Below are 14,806 nucleotides of genomic sequence, written 5' to 3' on the forward strand. Positions count from 1 at the left end.
CCAACGCGCGGCGCCGGCCTGCTACTTGCGGATCAGCGAGCGCAGCACGTACTGCATGATGCCGCCGTTGCGGTAGTAGTCCGCCTCACCGGGGGTGTCGATGCGGACCACCGCGTCGAACTCCACACCGGTGTCGGTGGTGACCTTGACCGTACGCGGCGTCCGGCCCTCGTTGAGCTCGGTGACGCCGGTGAAGGAGAAGGTCTCCTCGCCGGTCAGGCCGAGGGACTCGGCCGAGGCGCCCTCCGGGAACTGCAGGGGCAGGACGCCCATGCCGATCAGGTTGGAGCGGTGGATGCGCTCATAGGACTCGGCGATGACGGCCTTGACGCCGAGCAGCGCGGTGCCCTTGGCCGCCCAGTCGCGGGACGAGCCGGAGCCGTACTCCTTGCCGGCCAGGACGACCAGCGGGATGCCGGCGGCCTGGTAGTTCTGCGAGGCGTCGTAGATGAACGACACCGGGCCGTCGGCCTGGGTGAAGTCGCGGGTGAAGCCGCCCTCCGTGCCCGGCGCGATCTGGTTGCGCAGACGGATGTTGGCGAAGGTGCCACGGATCATGACCTCGTGGTTGCCACGGCGCGAGCCGTAGCTGTTGAAGTCGCGGCGCTCGACGCCGTGCTCCGTGAGGTACTTGCCGGCCGGGGTGTCGGCCTTGATCGCACCGGCCGGGGAGATGTGGTCGGTGGTGACCGAGTCGCCCAGCTTGGCCAGGACGCGGGCGCCGTTGATGTCCGTGACGGGAGTGGTCTCCATCGTCATGCCCTCGAAGTACGGGGGCTTGCGGACATAGGTGGACTCGGCGTCCCACTCGAAGGTGTTGCCGGTCGGGATCGGCAGGGCCTGCCACTGGGCGTCGCCCGCGAAGACGTCCTGGTAGGACTTGTTGAACATGTCCTCGCCGATGGCGTTGGCCACGACGTCGTTGACCTCGGCCTCGGAGGGCCAGATGTCCTTCAGGAAGACCGGGTTGCCCTCGGTGTCCGTGCCCAGGGCGTCACGCGTGATGTCCACCTTCATGGAGCCCGCGATGGCGTACGCGACGACCAGCGGCGGGGAGGCCAGGTAGTTCATCTTGACGTCGGGGTTGATCCGGCCCTCGAAGTTACGGTTGCCGGACAGGACCGAAGTGACGGCCAGGTCATGGTCGTTGACGGCCTTGGAGACCTCCTCCGGCAGCGGGCCGGAGTTGCCGATGCAGGTGGTGCAGCCGTAGCCGACGAGGTTGAAGCCGACCTTGTCGAGGTAGGGGGTCAGGCCCGCCTTGTCGAAGTAGTCGGTGACGACCTTGGAGCCCGGGGCGAGGGTGGTCTTGACCCACGGCTTGCGGGTCAGGCCCTTCTCGACCGCCTTCTTGGCCACCAGCGCGGCGGCGACCATGACATAGGGGTTCGAGGTGTTGGTGCAGGAGGTGATCGCGGCCACGGTGACGGCACCGTGGTCGATCGTGTAGGTCGTGCCGTCGGGGGCGGTGACCTGGACCGGGTTGGAGGGCCCACCGTTGGGGTGGACGGCCGGGGCGTCGGAGGCCGGGAAGGACTCGACACCCGCCTCGTCGGCGGTGGAGACGTAGTTGAGGACGTCACGCTCGAACTGGGCCTTGGCCTCGGCCAGGATGATGCGGTCCTGCGGGCGCTTGGGGCCGGCGATGGAGGGGACGACCGTGGAGAGGTCCAGCTCCAGCTTCTCGGAGAAGTCCGGCTCGGCGGCCGGGTCCAGCCACAGGCCCTGCTGCTTGGCGTAGGCCTCGACCAGCGCGACCTGCTGCGCGCTGCGGCCGGTCAGGCGCAGGTAGTTGAGGGTCTCGTCGTCGATCGGGAAGATCGCGGCGGTGGAGCCGAACTCCGGCGACATGTTGCCGATGGTGGCGCGGTTGGCCAGCGAGGTGGCGGCGACGCCCTCGCCGTAGAACTCGACGAACTTGCCGACGACGCCGTGCTTGCGCAGCATCTCGGTGATGGTGAGCACCAGGTCGGTGGCGGTGGTGCCGGTGGGCAGCTCGCCGGTGAGCTTGAAGCCGACCACGCGCGGGATCAGCATGGAGACCGGCTGGCCGAGCATGGCGGCCTCGGCCTCGATGCCGCCGACGCCCCAGCCGAGCACACCGAGGCCGTTGACCATGGTGGTGTGCGAGTCGGTGCCGACCAGGGTGTCCGGGTAGGCCTGGCCGTTGCGGACCATCACCGTGCGGGCCAGGTGCTCGATGTTGACCTGGTGGACGATGCCGGTGCCCGGGGGGACGACCTTGAACTCGTCGAAGGCGGTCTGGCCCCAGCGCAGGAACTGGTAACGCTCCTTGTTGCGGCCGTACTCCAGCTCCACGTTCTGCGCGAAGGAGTCCGGGGTGCCGAACTTGTCGGCGATGACCGAGTGGTCGATGACCAGCTCGGCGGGGGCCAGCGGGTTGATCTTCGCCGGGTCGCCGCCGAGCTCCTTGACGGCCTCACGCATGGTGGCGAGGTCGACGACGCAGGGGACGCCGGTGAAGTCCTGCATGATCACGCGGGCCGGCGTGAACTGGATCTCCTGGCTGGGCTGGGCCTGGGAGTCCCAGTTGCCCAGGGCGCGGATGTGGTCGGCGGTGATATTGGCGCCGTCCTCGGTGCGGAGCAGGTTCTCCAGCAGCACCTTCAGGCTGTAGGGAAGGCGTGAAGAGCCCTCGACCTTGTCCAGCCGGAAGATCTCGTACGACTCGTCGCCCACTTGCAGCGTGCTGCGAGCGTCGAAGCTGTTCGCCGACACGACAGTCTCCTTCATGTGCATGAATGCGCGTACTACGGCAATGCTGCCGTCCCAAGGTCACGCCGATGCGTTAAGGTTCGCCTAAGTTAGGTGTGCCTTAGTGGCGCGACAGCGGTACGCCCTCTCGGCAGATATCTCGATGTCGAGATAACTCTAGTACATGGGCGCGGCCTGGTCATGCCCCGATAGGCCGTCCGGTGCACCGAAAATACTGAAAGCTGATCCCGCCGGCCTGCTAGCCTTCCAGCGGCCGTGCGAGAGATTGAGGAGGTGGTACCCGTGAACGTATCGACGTGGGTGCTCTCCTCCGGGGTCACGGTCGGGCGATAGGTCGTCCGGGAGCGCCGTTCCGTGCACTCCCGAAAGGCACGACCATGCACTTCACTTCTGAACAGCACCTCGACGACGGTGTCCTCGAGCGTGAGTTCACCCTCGGCGAGATCCCCGGCATCGTGTGGACGCCCGCATCCGCCTCCCCGTCCGCACCGGTGCCGCTGATCCTGCTCGGCCACCCCCCGCTCGGACTGCGCACGATGTACCCCCGGCTGGCGGGGCGGGCCCGGCGCGCCGCGGCGGATGGCTTCGCCGCGGCCACCATTGAGCTCCCCGGCAGCGGTGACCGGCCCCGTTGGGCCGCCCTCGAGCAGGCCCGCGCCGACCTGCGCCGGGCCATGGCGGCCGGCGAGCCGGTCGGCGACGAGATCATCGACGCCCTCGTCCTCCCGCTCGTCGACAAGTCGGTCCCGGAATGGCAGGCCGCCTTGGACGCCCTGCTGTCGCTGCCCGGGATCGGCGGCCCGGTCGGGTACTCGGGGGGAGTGATCTCCATCGGTATCCGGCTGGCGGTGGCCGAGCCGCGCATCGTGGCCGCCGGCTTCTTCGCCGGGAGTCTGGTGCCCGCCGCCATGTTCGAGGAGGCCCGCCGGGTCACCATTCCGCTGCACGTCCTGCTGCAGTGGGACGACGAGGGGAACGACCGGCAGGCGGCCCTGGACCTGTTCGACGCCTTTGGCTCCCAGGAGAAGACGCTGCACGCCAATATGGGCGGGCACACGGGCGTCCCGGGGTTCGCGGCGGAGGACGCGGCCGGGTTCTTCGCCCGGCATCTGCGCTAGCCAGGCCGCATATGCCGCTGCGGCCCCGCACACAGCTGTGTGCGGGGCCGCAGCGGTCCGGGGTTACGCGTGGGGAACGAGGTTCTCCTCGGTGCCCATGTGGTTGGCGGTGGTGTCCATGTACATGGTGGTCTCACCGTCGGACCAGCGGACCACGACGTCATCGGTGCGGCCGTTGGCGGTGAAGTTACCGGTGGTCATCACCGTGTTGTGGGTCCAGAGGGAGTTGGCGTCCTGGATACGGGCCTCATTGCCGAGGCCGGCGGTGGTGGTGCCGACGTAGTTGTCGAGCTCACCGTCCGACCACTGCACCATCAGGTCCCACTTCTGGTTGCCGGAGAACTCGCCGGCGGTGAGCAGAGTGGCGTGCTGCCAGGTGGTGTTGGAGTCCTTGAGCTTGTTCTCCTGGCCGAAGGAGCCGGCGCCCACATTGGTGTAGAGGGTGAGCTCACCGTCGGACCAGCGCACCATCAGGTCGGTGACGTACTGGGCGGCGTTGAAGCGGCCGGCCGCGATCTGGGTGGCGTGCTTCCAGGTCTCGTTGGGGCCGATCATCTGGGTACCGGACACATTGAGACCGTTGGAGCCGACGTCTCCGAAGAGGGTGACCTCGCCATCGGACCAGCGCACCATCAGGTCGAACTGGCTGGAGCCGGTGAAGTCGCCCGCGGTCATGGTCTCGGCGTGGGTCCAGGTCGAGTTGGCGGCCATCAGCCGGCGCTCACCGGTGAAGTGGCCCTTGCCGTCGCTGTAGTACATGGTGACCTCGCCGTCGGACCACACCACGATCATGTCGCTGTGGCCATTGCCGTTGAAGTCACCGGAAGCCATCAGCTTGGCGTGCTTCCAGGTGTCACCGCCGCCCATGGAGTACGGGAGGGAGGGCTGCTCATAGCTGCTGCCGTGGTTGACATGCTGGTTGGCCTTGGCCTCCTCGTAGAGGCGGAAGAACCAGTCGCCGTGCATGGGGCTGTAGGTCAGCCAGTCGTCGTCGGCGTCATCGCCGCCGCCGAAGTAGCCGCCGACATTGCCGATGATCTCGCCGGTGCCCGCGGTCCAGTCGACCTTGGAGAACCAGGGACCGCCCGAGACGCCGCCCCACATGCCGTGGCACAGGGCCTGGATCTGGTAGAAGCCGGGCAGCGCCGAGGTCTGGACCGGGCAGCGGACCGCGTGGTCCTCCGGATTGTGCGACGAGGGGTAGCCGACCATCCAGGCGCTGTTGTTGTAAGCCGGGGTGCGCACCAGGGTGTTGGCGCCCACCACGTCCTGGGCGTTCTTGCCGTTGGCGGAGACCTCAAGCCGGCCGAACGCGAAGTCCAGGTCGGAGATCTTCTCCTTGGTGTTGTGGACATACCGGTTGTCGTAGAACCAGTCGCCGACCCGGTAGAAACCATAGGTCTGCTTGTCCAGCGAGTACTCGCTGCGGTACCAGGGGACGAAGACAGCCTTGCCGCCGCTGCAGTGTCCCGCGGTGAGAACCAGGTTGTGCCCCGGGCTCTGCACCACGCTGGCCGAGCACTTGTGGGACTTCATCTCACCCGTGGTCGGGTCCTGCTTGTAACTGAAGATGGTGCCCACGGACTTCAGGCCCAGGATGTGCTCCGCGGTCGGCATGCTGTCGGCGGCCACCCCCTTGCCCTTGGGCGCCGCCCGCCGGGCCTTGGCGCTCGGCTTGACGGCGGGCCCGGCCGGGTCCACCGCCGCGGCCATGCGCTGTGGGGTCCAGAACCGGATGGCGTCCGCGTCGCTGAAGTTCTTGTCGGCGGGGCCGGGTTGAGGGGCGGCCTTGCTGCTGCTCGCGGTGGGGGCGGGCTTCTTGGGGGCCGGAGCCGTGCCCGGCTTGGTGCCGACCGGTGCTGTGGCCGGATGCGTCGCACCGGGCTTGGGCTTGCCGCCGTCCGCATGCGCGAACGCGGCTCCGCTCGTCAGGAACACCGCGGCGCCGATCGCCGAGACGGCGACACGGCGTATTCGTGTGCGTGAGGTTCGCAAGGAAGTCCTTCTTGCCGATGAGGAGTTGTCCCTTGGGCCTGGAGCGGCCGGGGGGACGGAATGAAGCGGGCGGGGCGCGCAGGACTGAGCCATGAGGGCGCGCCGCGCCGGAAGGACCACGCCGTGGGGGCGTGGATGTCAGGAGGAGGCGGCGGTCTTCCGCCGCCGGCGTACGGCCAGGCCGGCCGTCGCGAGCACCGCGAGCACGGCGGCGACGATGCCGCCGATGATCCAGGGGCTGGTGCCGCCGTCCGGGACGGGATCGCCGGTCACCTGGAACTGCCGGGTGGTGGTTTCCTTGCCGTGATGGCTGACCACGGTCATCGGATACCGGCCGGGCTTGAGGTCGTCGCGGAGCCTGGTGTGCCCGCCGTAGAGCGTGGCCCCGTCGTCGCATTTGCAGCCGGGGTCGTCCGCGCCCTGCTTCAGGGTCAACGGGTGCTCAAAGGCAGGGGACTTGACAGTGAGGGTGTCCTCGTCCGGGTCCGGCTGGCGATCGGTGAACACCACGACGGCCTCGGCGCCCGGGCGCACGGTGGCGGAGGTGTCACCGCCCGGGGCCGCGCCCTTCCGGCCGATGACAAACCGGCCGATGTCCGCCGAACCCTTGGCGGCCAGGGTGAGCGAGGCGGTGGCCAGGGTCTGGCCATGGCTGGTCGCGGTGACCTGGTACGTCCCGGGCCGCACATCGTCCCGGACCTGGTGCTCCGAAGCCGGTCCGGCGACCTGGCCGAACTGGGCGCCGCCCTTTTTCACCGGGGTGAGCGTGATCGGTTTGACCAGGGCGGACGAGCTGACGGTCACCTCGTCCGTACCGGCCGGCGCACCGTCGAGGGTGAACCAGACCTTGCCGCCCACCTCGATCCTGGGCAGCGGGCCGTAGTACGTCAGGCGCGGGGCGGATACGGAGGCGGAGGCGGACGGGGTGGGGCCGTCGGCGTTCTGCCGGGCAGCGCCCATGGCGACGCCGCCGGCGCCCGTGATCAGCATCAAGGCTCCGGCGGACGCGGTCAGGCACCTGGCCCACCGGCGCACCGGTCGTCCTCTCCCCCGCATGGTCTCTCCCCCGTCCCGCGATGGCTGGTCAGGCCATCACCCCCATCGCTCCCGGCGCCGCCGGGGTTGCTGGAACCACGGCCGGCGGGAGCGCTAGGGGGGAGCATGGCAAGAAGTAGGAGCGGAATCAACACATCCGGTTGTACTGAGCGCAAGGAGGAACGCGCAAATACGGTCAAGGCGGCCGTAGTTGGTTCACCGCACCGTGACCGAGGTGAACAAGGTCACGAAGATCGCGGACCTTTTTCAGACATCGCGCCGGTCCACCAGCACCACCGCGACCAGGACCGCCACCAGCGGCCATAGCGCGTACACCGTCCAGGACCCATCGATGGTGGCCCGGTGCAGGACCGACGGGTAGGAGGGCATGGTGTCCACCAGCCGCCGCCAGGCCGAGTACGGCATGGCATGGGTGATATCGGCCGACCAGCGGTGCCGCTCGGTGAACAGGGCGGGCAGCAGCAACAGGACGAAGGCCGAGGTGACCATGGTGGTGGCGCTGTGCCGGATGACCGCCCCCAGGCCCAGGCCGGCCAGCGCGGACAGCGGGGAGAGCAGCACCGACGCCGCCAGCACCCGCACCGCCCCGGGGGAGCCGAGCGAGGCATCGGCATGCCGCCCGGCGAGGATGAAGCCGCTGGCCAGGTAGGAGGCGGCGACGACCAGCAGGCCGAACACGGTGAACACCACGGTGACCACGGCCGTCTTGGCCAGCACCACCGAGCGGCGGTCGGGGACGGCCGCGAAGGTGGTCCGGATCAGCCCGGTGCCGTACTCCCCGACCAGGGTGATGGCCCCCATGCTGCCGGTGACCAGCATCAGCACCATGCCGGCCTGGTTGGTGAAGGAGTCCCGCAGCCCCCACATCCAGGCGTCGGCCCGCATCGCCGGGGAGTAGTGCGGCCAGTTGTTGTAGTCGGCCAGCGCGGCACTGGCGTTCATTCCGACCAGGGCCAGCCCGCCCAGCAGAAAGGCCCAGCGGATGGAGCGCAGCGACCAGAGCTTGAGCCACTCGGCACTCAGCAGATCGCGGAACCGGGCAGCGGGCTCCCGGGTGGTGGGCAGGGCGAGCAGGGTCATCGGGATTCTCCGGCGAGGAATTCGGCGCGGTCGGCGGTGAGCTCCATAAAGGCGCGCTCCAGCGAGGCGGCCTGGGTGGCCAGTTCATGGAGCAGCACCCGGTGCTGGAAGGCGAGTTCGCCGATCCGGCCGGCGGGCAGCCCGGTGACGGTGAGGGTCTGCCCGTCCTCCTGGCGCACCGTGGCGCCCTCGGCGGCCAGCAGCGGGGCCAGCCGCTCGGTGTCGGGGGTGCGCACGGTCACGCTCAGCCGGCTGCCCCGGGCGGAGAAGTCCGCCAGGCTCTCGTCGGCGATCAGTTCACCCCGGCCGATGACCACCAGATGGTCAGCGGTGTTCTCCATCTCGCTCATCAGATGGCTGGAGACAAACACGGTGCGCCCCTCGGCGGCCAGCCGCCGGAACAGGCCGCGCACCCACAACACCCCTTCCGGGTCGAGGCCGTTGAGCGGCTCGTCGAAGAGCAGCACCGGCGGGTCACCGAGCAGCGCGGTGGCGATGCCCAGCCGCTGCTTCATCCCCAGGGAGAACCCGCCGATCCGGCGGCGTGCCGCGCCGGCCAGCCCCACCTCCTCCAGCACCCGGGCCACCCGGCCGGCCGGGATGCGGTTGCTGCGGGCCAGCGCCGCCAGATGGGCGGCGGCGCTGCGCCCGCCGTGCACATCATGGGCGTCCAGCAGCGCGCCGACCTGCCGCAATCCGCGCGGCCGGTCCCGGAACACCTGGCCGCCCACCGTGACGGTGCCGCCGGTGGGCGCGTTGAGGCCCAGGATCATGCGCAGGGTGGTGGACTTGCCGGCGCCATTGGGGCCGAGGAACCCGGTGACCTGGCCCGGGCGCACGGTGAAGGTCAGACCATTGACGGCGGTGGTACGGCCGTAGCGTTTGGTCAGCTCTTGGACTTCGATCACGGCACCAACGGTGTCCGGCGGCGGGCCGGTACGGCATCCCACCACCGTGGGCAATCGGGGTGGCCCGGTGTCATCCCCGGGCATACATCCACGGTCCGATGCCCGCTGTTGATCACCCGGCTACCATGCGCCGTTATGCACCTCACGCCGCCCCTTCCCCTGATCAAGCGCGTGCCACCGGGCGCTTGGACGGCTCTCGCCTGGTGCGCCTGCACCGCGCTGACCTATCTGGCACGGGTCCGGCTGCCCGGGGAGTGGGGGGCGGAAGCCCGGCCGGCCGCGCAGCTCTACCGCTGGGACGGTCTGCTGTTCCTGGCGCTGGCCGCCGGTGCGGCGCTGTGGGCCTCGGTCCTGCTGCGACGACGGCCGCTGGCGGGCCTGTGGCTGCTGTTCTTCGCCGCCCTCCTGCTGACCAGCAATCTGGGCGTCGGCGGGTTCCCGCTGCTGCAGTGCCTGCCCGTGGATGTGGCGCTGTGCTTCCTCACCGCGGCCCAGCCGCGACGGACGGGGAACATCGCCGCCGCCACGGCCCTCGGTGTGCCGGCCGGCTATCTGGTGCTGCGGGTGCTGTGCGGCTGGCCCATCGCCCTCTCGAACGAGCTGGTGGTGGTGCTGTGCACCGTGGTGTCCTGGCTGATCGGCAACTCGCTTCGCCAGTCCCAGGAGCACGCCCGGCAGCTGGCCGAGCGCACCGCGGCCCAGGCGGTCACCGCCGAACGGCTGCGCATCGCCCGGGAGTTGCACGACATGGTGGCGCACAGCATAGGGATCATCGCCCTGCAGGCCGGTGCGGCCGGCCGGGTCATCGAGACCCAGCCGGCCCGGGCCCGGCAGGCACTGCGCGAGGTGGAGCTGACCGGCCGGGAGACCCTGTCCGGGCTGCGCCGGATGCTGGGCGCGCTCCGGCAGGCCGAACCGGACGGCGAGCAGGCCCCGTTGCGGCCCATGGCGGGCCTGGCGGATGTGGACCGGCTGGCCGAGAGCACCACGGCCGCCGGGGTCCGGGTCGAGGTGTGCTGGAACGGTGAACGGCGGCCGCTGCCACCGGAGATCGATCTGTCGGCGTTCCGGATCGTCCAGGAGTCGGTCACCAATGTGGTGCGGCACGCGGGCACCGGCTCCTGCCGGGTGTCCATCGACTGCCGGGACGAGGAGGTCGCCATCGAGGTGGTGGACGGCGGCAACCGGCGGCCGTCCACGACGGGTTCCGGGTATGGGCTGACCGGGATGCGCGAGCGGGTGGCCCTGCTGCACGGGGAGTTCTCCGCCGCGCCGTGCCCCGAGGGCGGTTTCCGGGTGGCGGCCCGGCTGCCGGTTCCGGCGGGGGTGCGATGACCATCCGGGTGCTGCTGGCCGACGACCAGACCCTGGTGCGCACCGCGCTCCAGATGGTGATCACCGACACCGAGGACCTGGAGGTGGTCGGGGAGGCCGCCGACGGTGCCGAGGCGGTCCGGCTGGCCGAGACCACCGGGCCGGATGTGGTGGTGATGGACATCCGTATGCCCGGCATGGACGGCATCGAGGCCACCCGGCTGATCGCCCGGGGCCCGGGCTCGGCTCGGGTGCTGATGCTGACCACCTTCGACGATGACGACTATGTCTATGCGGCGCTGCGCGCGGGTGCCAGTGGGTTCCTGGTCAAGGACATGGCCCTGGAGGCCATTCTGGAGGGGGTGCGGGTGGTGGCCGCCGGGGACGGCCTGATCGCCCCGGCCGTCACCGGGCGGCTGATCGCCGAGTTCGCCGACCGTCCCAGGTCCGCCCCCGACCGCCCGGCGCTCACCGGGATCACCCAGCGGGAGCGGGAGGTGCTGGTGCTGGTCGGGCGCGGGCTGACCAACTCCGAGATAGCCGAGGCCCTGTTCATCACCGTGGGCACCGTGAAGACCTATGTGAGCCGGCTGCTGACCAAGCTGGACGCCCGCGACCGGGTGCAACTGGTCATCCTGGCCTATGAGTCGGGGCTGGTGGCGCCGTCGGGCTGACGCTCGCGCCAGGTCCGCAGGACCTCATCGGCATCGAAGGGTCTGAGGTTCAGCGGCGGCCCGGCGGGCGGCATCCGCAGCGCCGCCTCGATCTTCTCGTTGATCTCGGCCAGGATCCGGCGCACCACCCGTTCCGAGGGCGCCCGGTGCGCCGCCTCCAGGGCGTCCTCCGCCTCCTTGCGCAGGGCGAGGGCGGGCGGCAGGAAGGAGATCTGCTCGCGGTGCATCTTCTCCTTGATCCACCAGTCCTCGTGGTAGGGGGTGGCCAGCCCGGGCAGCGGCTTGCCGAAGCCGGCCAGTTCCTTGAAGTCGCCGCGCTGCTCGGCCGCACGGATCTGCCGGTCGGCCCAGGTCTCGAAGTCCATCCCGGGCGGTTTGCGTTCGGTCATCGCGCCAACTCCCTCTCGGTGCTTCGCCAACTCCCTCTCGGTGCTTCCGAGTCCAGTGTGCGCCATGGGCGTCAGGTACCACTGAGGCCGGTGCGGACCAGGTCCAGGATCTCCTCGTCACCCAGGCCGAAGGACCGGGCCTCGGAGACCAGGCGGGCGGCGCCGGCCAGCAGGCGGGCCCGGGCCGGGCCGGTGTCGTCGGCGGTGACCACCGCGCCCCGGCCGCGCCGCAGCTCGATCAGGCCCTCCTCGCGCAGCCGCTGGTAGCCGCGCAGCACGGTGTGCACATTGACGCCAAGCGAGCCGGCCAGGGCGCGGGCGGCGGGCAGCCGTTCGCCGGGCCGTACCGAACCCTCGGCGATGGCCCCGCGCACCGCGGCGGCGATCTGGTCGCCGAGCGGCACCGGGGATCCCTGGTCAAGCCGGATGAGCATGTCAGCCTCCCTGGTCCGCGGGCCGGCCGTCCCGGACGACCAGCGCGTTCAGCAACTGGGCCGCGGTGGCGGCGTCATCGACGGTGATCACGAACTCACTGCCGTTGACCAGCCGGGCCACCAGGGCGTCGCCGGAGCGCAGCACCAGCCCGCTGGCGCCGCCACGTACCCGGTAGCCCCAGCCGCCGAAGCCCTGGAAGACCCGGATGTTCCGGCTGTCGGCCGAGGTGACGCGCTCCAGGGGGATGTGCAGGCGGGGGAAGGGGAGCCAGGCGGGTACCGCGGTGATGCCATGCCGGTCGACGGTGATCCGGGCGCCGGGGGCGGCCGCGATGCAGAGCACCCCGGAGACCAGCGTGATCACCCCCGCGGTCCACCCGGCGGCCGCGGACAGCCCGGCGCCGGCCCCGGCGATGGCGATGCCCAGGACCAGCAAGGGGCGGGAGCCCACCGTCCGGGTCCACACCGCGCTCTCCCGCTCCCCCAGGTCCAGCCGGGGCCGGAGCGCGGCGGCCGGGCCGGCCGGCTTCCGCTCGGCCGGGGCCAGCAGGGTGCCCAGCAGCAGCCCCAGGCCGCCGGCCAGGGCCGAGACCCCCAGGGCCGTTGCCAGCTCCCAGAGGGAGAGCCTCACCTGGTCGGCGGAATCCTTATGGCCCGCGTTGACCAGCACCACCGAGCAGTGCAGGTAGCCGAGGAAGCCGGCCATCAGATAGGCCAGGGCCATCAGGCCGCGCCAGCCGTTCCGGGTCACCTCAATGGCGTAAGCACAGGCACCGAACACCAATCCGGTCACCACAAGCAGGGCCAGGGCCGATATCAGCAGGGTGTTCGCCGAGCTGAAGCCGTCCGCATGCCCGGAGCCACTGAAGTGGGTGGCCAGCCGGTCCGGCAGACGCCCCCGATGGGCGGAGTACACCGCCGAGAACACCGCACAGCCCAGCAGATAGGGCACCACCACCAGCCCCACCCGCAACGGCCGGCCGGCCGTCAGTACGGGCACACCCATGACCCCACCCCCAGTTGTTCGCCTAGTAATAGAACAACTCTAGATCATGGTGAGGCGCGCACAAGATCTCATATCTGAGATACCGTCTGACTCATGACAGACGCCTACCTCGCCCGCATCGGCAAGCTCATCCGTGATGCCCGGCAGCACCGTGGATGGACGCAGTCCCAGCTTGCGGAGGCCCTCGGCACCAGCCAGAGCGCGGTCAACCGCATCGAGCGCGGAAATCAGAACATCAGCCTTGATATGATTGCCCGCATCGGGGAAGCGCTGGACAGCGAGATCGTCTCCCTGGGCTATGCCGGTCCCATGCATCTGAGGGTGGTCGGCGGCCGCCGGCTCTCCGGCTCCATCGACGTCAAGACCAGCAAGAACGCCTGTGTCGCCCTGCTGTGCGCCACCCTCCTCAACGCCGGCCGCACCACCCTGCGCCGGGTGGCCAGGATCGAGGAGGTCTACCGGATCCTGGAGGTGCTCGGCAGCATCGGGGTCCGTGCCCGCTGGATCAACGACGGCAACGACCTGGAGATCGTGCCCCCGGCCGAGCTGGACCTGGCGTCCATGGACACCGAGGCGGCCCGCCGCACCCGCAGCGTCATCATGTTCCTGGGGCCGCTGCTGCACCGCATGGACCGCTTTGGCATCCCCTACGCCGGCGGCTGCGACCTGGGCACCCGGACCGTACAGCCGCATATGACCGCGCTGCGCCACTTCGGCCTGGAGATCGCCGCCACCGACGGCACCTACCACGCCACGGTGGACCGCTCGGTCCGTCCCACCCGCGCCATTGTGCTCACCGAGCGCGGGGACACCGTCACCGAGAACGCGCTGCTGGCCGCCGCCCGGCATGACGGGGTGACCGTCATCCGCAACGCCAGCTCCAACTACATGGTCCAGGACCTGTGTTTCTTCCTGGAGGAGCTGGGCGTGAAGGTTGAGGGCGTGGGCACCACCACCCTCACCGTGCACGGTGTGGCCACCATCGACCGGGATGTGGACTACTCCCCCTCCGAGGACCCGGTGGAGGCGATGAGCCTGCTCGCGGCCGCCGTGATCACCGAGTCCGAACTGACCATCCGCCGGGTGCCGATCGAGTTCATGGAGGTCGAACTCGCGGTGCTGGAGGAGATGGGCCTGGACCATGAGCGCAGCCCCGAGTACCGGGCGAACAACGGCCGTACCCGCCTGCTGGACCTGACCGTGCGGCCCTCCAAACTGCGGGCGCCGATCGACAAGATCCACCCCATGCCGTTCCCCGGCCTCAACATCGACAATGTGCCGTTCTTCGCGGCCATCGCCGCCTTCGCCCAGGGCCAGACCCTCATCCATGACTGGGTCTATGACAACCGTGCCATCTACCTCACCGACCTCAACCGGCTGGGCGCGGACGTCAAACTCCTCGACCCGCACCGGGTGCTGGTCGAGGGCCCGACCCGCTGGCGCTCGGCGGAGATGATGTGCCCGCCGGCGCTGCGGCCGGCGGTGGTGGTGCTGCTGGCGATGATGGCGGCGGAGGGGACCTCGGTGCTGCGCAATGTCTATGTCATCAACCGGGGTTATGAGGATCTGGCGGAGCGGCTGAACTCGGTCGGCGCGCAGATCGAGACCTTCCGCGACATCTGACGAGCGAATGCCGCCGCACCCTGCCCCGGCCCGCGCGCATGCGGGCCGGCGGAGGTGCGGCGGCAACCCGGCCCGCGGCGGACCTCAGTCGCCCGGCTCGGCGACCGGCGGTCCAGCGCTGATGGTGCCCGTCATGCTCGGGTGGATCGCGCAGTGGTAGCCGAACTCCCCGCCCTCCGTGAATCCGAACGAGAAGCTCTGGCCCGGGGCGAGTTCGCCCGAATCCCAGATGCCGGTGTCCGAAGTCGTGGTGTGCGTGGCGGTGTCATTGTTGGTCCAGGTGACCACCTCACCCGGCAGGATGTTCAACACCTGTGGCTGGAAAGAGAAGTTCACCATAGAAACGGCACCCATGAGTCCGCCCCCTTGTCATGCGGAGTCCCGGCCGATTGCCGGTCGGATGGGACATTCCCGCCGTGAGGCTACTTATCCCTAAATTCACCTGAATAGTGGCAAGGTGGGTAACTCTACTT

At 69.9% G+C, this 14,806-nt stretch carries 13 protein-coding genes; 4 read left to right on the forward strand and 9 right to left on the reverse strand.

The features are described from left to right. Window positions 1–21 precede the first annotated feature (21 nt). The gene (gene acnA / locus ACIHFE_RS10180; RefSeq protein WP_400105380.1) at window positions 22–2,739 is read right to left on the reverse strand and encodes an aconitate hydratase AcnA; all 2,718 of its coding nucleotides are present in this window, start codon (window positions 2,737–2,739) and stop codon (window positions 22–24) included. Window positions 2,740–3,113: 374 nt separating this feature from the next. Here acnA and ACIHFE_RS10185 point away from each other — a divergent pair, with 374 nt between their 5' ends. After that, window positions 3,114–3,854 carry an alpha/beta hydrolase gene (locus tag ACIHFE_RS10185; protein ID WP_400105381.1) on the forward strand — a complete coding sequence of 247 codons (741 nt, stop codon included), beginning with the start codon at window positions 3,114–3,116 and terminating at the stop codon, window positions 3,852–3,854. 63 nt (window positions 3,855–3,917) lie between these two features. Here the strand turns inward: ACIHFE_RS10185 and ACIHFE_RS10190 are convergent, their stop codons facing one another. The 4 genes from ACIHFE_RS10190 to ACIHFE_RS10205 form a co-directional block, all read right to left on the reverse strand. Continuing rightward, a complete protein-coding gene (locus tag ACIHFE_RS10190; protein WP_400105382.1) occupies window positions 3,918–5,849 on the reverse strand; it encodes an FG-GAP-like repeat-containing protein in 1,932 nt (643 codons plus the stop codon). A 138-nt stretch (window positions 5,850–5,987) separates the two neighbouring features. Next, window positions 5,988–6,839: a hypothetical protein gene (locus tag ACIHFE_RS10195; RefSeq protein WP_400105383.1), complete on the reverse strand. Its 852-nt coding sequence runs from the start codon at window positions 6,837–6,839 to the stop codon at window positions 5,988–5,990. A gap of 312 nt (window positions 6,840–7,151) precedes the next feature. Further along, entirely contained in the window at window positions 7,152–7,985 is an 834-nt protein-coding gene (locus ACIHFE_RS10200) for an ABC transporter permease (RefSeq protein ID WP_400105384.1), read from the reverse strand. Continuing rightward, on the reverse strand, window positions 7,982–8,893 hold the full coding sequence (locus ACIHFE_RS10205; RefSeq protein WP_400105385.1) for an ABC transporter ATP-binding protein: 912 nt from the start codon (window positions 8,891–8,893) through the stop codon (window positions 7,982–7,984). Before ACIHFE_RS10205 ends, ACIHFE_RS10200 begins: the two co-directional genes overlap by 4 nt. Window positions 8,894–9,028: 135 nt before the next feature. On the opposite strand from ACIHFE_RS10205, the gene ACIHFE_RS10210 reads away from it, so the two are divergent. Both ACIHFE_RS10210 and ACIHFE_RS10215 read left to right on the forward strand, forming a co-directional pair. Continuing rightward, window positions 9,029–10,228, forward strand: a complete 1,200-nt coding sequence (locus tag ACIHFE_RS10210) for a sensor histidine kinase (RefSeq protein ID WP_400105386.1) — start codon at window positions 9,029–9,031, stop codon at window positions 10,226–10,228. Then, window positions 10,225–10,881 (forward strand): response regulator, encoded by a 657-nt coding sequence (locus ACIHFE_RS10215; protein ID WP_400105387.1) that lies wholly within the window; start codon window positions 10,225–10,227, stop codon window positions 10,879–10,881. The genes ACIHFE_RS10210 and ACIHFE_RS10215 overlap by 4 nt, the downstream gene beginning before the upstream one ends. Here the strand turns inward: ACIHFE_RS10215 and ACIHFE_RS10220 are convergent. From ACIHFE_RS10220 to ACIHFE_RS10230, 3 genes are all read right to left on the reverse strand, one after another. Further along, on the reverse strand, window positions 10,848–11,270 hold the full coding sequence (locus tag ACIHFE_RS10220; RefSeq protein ID WP_400105388.1) for a DUF1992 domain-containing protein: 423 nt from the start codon (window positions 11,268–11,270) through the stop codon (window positions 10,848–10,850). The genes ACIHFE_RS10215 and ACIHFE_RS10220 overlap by 34 nt on opposite strands. Window positions 11,271–11,341: 71 nt before the next feature. Next, a complete protein-coding gene (locus ACIHFE_RS10225) occupies window positions 11,342–11,704 on the reverse strand; it encodes a GntR family transcriptional regulator (RefSeq protein WP_400105389.1) in 363 nt (120 codons plus the stop codon). A 1-nt stretch (window position 11,705) separates the two neighbouring features. Beyond that, window positions 11,706–12,710, reverse strand: coding sequence for a hypothetical protein (locus tag ACIHFE_RS10230; RefSeq protein ID WP_400105390.1), 1,005 nt, complete (start codon window positions 12,708–12,710; stop codon window positions 11,706–11,708). A 93-nt stretch (window positions 12,711–12,803) separates the two neighbouring features. On the opposite strand from ACIHFE_RS10230, the gene ACIHFE_RS10235 reads away from it, so the two are divergent. Then, window positions 12,804–14,333 (forward strand): helix-turn-helix domain-containing protein, encoded by a 1,530-nt coding sequence (locus ACIHFE_RS10235; protein ID WP_400105391.1) that lies wholly within the window; start codon window positions 12,804–12,806, stop codon window positions 14,331–14,333. Between the two features lie 84 nt (window positions 14,334–14,417). Here ACIHFE_RS10235 and ACIHFE_RS10240 read toward each other — a convergent pair whose 3' ends face one another. Next, window positions 14,418–14,687: a plastocyanin/azurin family copper-binding protein gene (locus ACIHFE_RS10240; RefSeq protein WP_400105392.1), complete on the reverse strand. Its 270-nt coding sequence runs from the start codon at window positions 14,685–14,687 to the stop codon at window positions 14,418–14,420. Window positions 14,688–14,806 lie beyond the last annotated feature (119 nt).

Origin of the sequence: Streptomyces sp. NPDC052396, from assembly GCF_044593195.1 — a bacterium.
In the GTDB taxonomy this organism is placed as follows: domain Bacteria; phylum Actinomycetota; class Actinomycetes; order Streptomycetales; family Streptomycetaceae; genus Streptomyces.